Annotated in this window: 1 protein-coding gene; it reads left to right on the top strand. The window is 31.5% G+C overall.

Annotated features, from left to right (window positions below):
• The first annotated feature begins 787 nt into the window (after positions 1 to 787).
• Positions 788 to 1,702 carry a nucleotidyltransferase family protein gene (locus EUBIFOR_RS00465; RefSeq protein WP_003863910.1) on the top strand — a complete coding sequence of 305 codons (915 nt, stop codon included), beginning with the start codon at positions 788 to 790 and terminating at the stop codon, positions 1,700 to 1,702.
• The last annotated feature ends 13 nt before the right edge of the window (positions 1,703 to 1,715 follow it).

Below are 1,715 nucleotides of genomic sequence, written 5' to 3'. Positions count from 1 at the left end.
GTACAAGTCTATTTGACATTAATGATGTCTATATCCTGTTTTATTAAATGTGTCATTTGTTGATAAATAAGAGATTGATGCATATGATTGATCATAATGGATTTAAAATTTGATAATTAATAGTTGTTTTAGAGATTTCTGATCCAAGAAAGATTGTTAGTTCATATATTGAAAAGAAAATTGTATCTTTAATGATCAATCAGTTATTCTTTACAACAGATAATTTGGATATATTGGATTTGCTTCTTTGTAAACATAGTTTCAATTTCTTAAAGAAAGATGATCAAGGTATTTCTATGAAAATGCAGCCACTTATTTAAAAAGAATACAGATTCATTAAGAAATGCATTGGATAATGATTTATTCTCAGTTGCAGAGTATTCCACGCATTCAGAGCCACACTGTCCAGCACTGAGAGCCATCCATTCCATTGTTTAGAGCCATCCAATCCATTAATCAGAGCCGCTTATACACCTTCAGTTGTAAGATGTATTTGTAGAATATTAAGTTCTACTGATCTTGCAAATTGGAGTTGTTTTTATGCGAGATTTAAAACGAATTCTTGAACTTAGGTTTGAAAATCATTCTCAGCGTGAAATCGCTAGAATGCTGAAAGTGTCACGAAATACTGCGTAATTATAAAATTTAAGATGTAAATTTTGATACTGAGAAATTGCTAAGCCTTTAATAGTTATATAAGTTATCGTTGTTATATTTTGTTAACACATTGTAGGTTGATTTAAGATAGACTATGTACTAGTTAGATTTATCAGGGGGTTATGTTTTTATGAAAACAACATTAATTATTATGGCAGCTGGAATTGGTTCTCGTTTTGGTGGTGGAATCAAACAGTTAGCTAAAATGGGTCCAAATGGTGAAATCATTATGGATTATTCAATCTATGATGCCAAAGAGGCTGGCTTTGATAAAGTCGTATTTATTATTCGTAAGGATATTGAAGAGGAATTTAAAGAAGTGATTGGAAATCGTATCCAAAATTATATGGATGTAGAATATGTATTCCAAGACATTAATGATTTACCAGAAGGATTTACTTGTCCTGAAGGTCGTACAAAACCTTGGGGAACAGGCCAGGCTGTATTATGTGCGAAAAGTGTTATGGATACACCATATGTGATTATCAATGCGGATGATTATTATGGTAAAGAAGCATTTGTGAAATTACATGACTTCTTGATTAACCATGAAAAAATGGGGAAAGAATTTGATATGGGTATGGCCGGATTCATTTTAAAGAATACATTAAGTGAGAATGGAACTGTAACTCGTGGTGTATGTAAAGTGGATGATAATAATTTATTAAAAGAAGTTTATGAAACAGCTGGAATCAAGGCTGAAGCAGAAAAAATTGTATGTGATGATCCTGAAGTAGAGGCTTGGGCAAAACCAGAAAGTAATGTATCTATGAATATGTGGGCTGGATATCCAGATTTCTTAGACTATTTAGAAAAGGATTTTAGTACTTTCTTATCAAATATTTCAGATAATCCAATGAAGAAAGAATATTTGCTTCCAAATATTGTAGCTGAATTATTGAGAGAAGATCGTATCAATGTGAAGGTACTTGAAACACATGATAAATGGTTTGGTGTAACATATGCCGAAGATAAGGAATATGTGCAAAATGCTTTTAAACAATTGATTGAAAATGGTGTATATCCTGAAAAATTATGGAAATAGGACGATTTGTCCC

Origin of the sequence: Holdemanella biformis DSM 3989 (genome assembly GCF_000156655.1) — a bacterium.
Taxonomy (GTDB): domain Bacteria; phylum Bacillota_I; class Bacilli_A; order Erysipelotrichales; family Erysipelotrichaceae; genus Holdemanella; species Holdemanella biformis.
This window is presented reverse-complemented; position numbering and strand designations above follow the sequence as displayed.

Excerpts from the sequence above, each read along its gene's own strand:
- EUBIFOR_RS00465 (WP_003863910.1), top strand. The coding sequence starts at position 788 with ATGAAAACAACATTAATTATTATGGCAGCTGGAATTGGTTCTCGTTTT.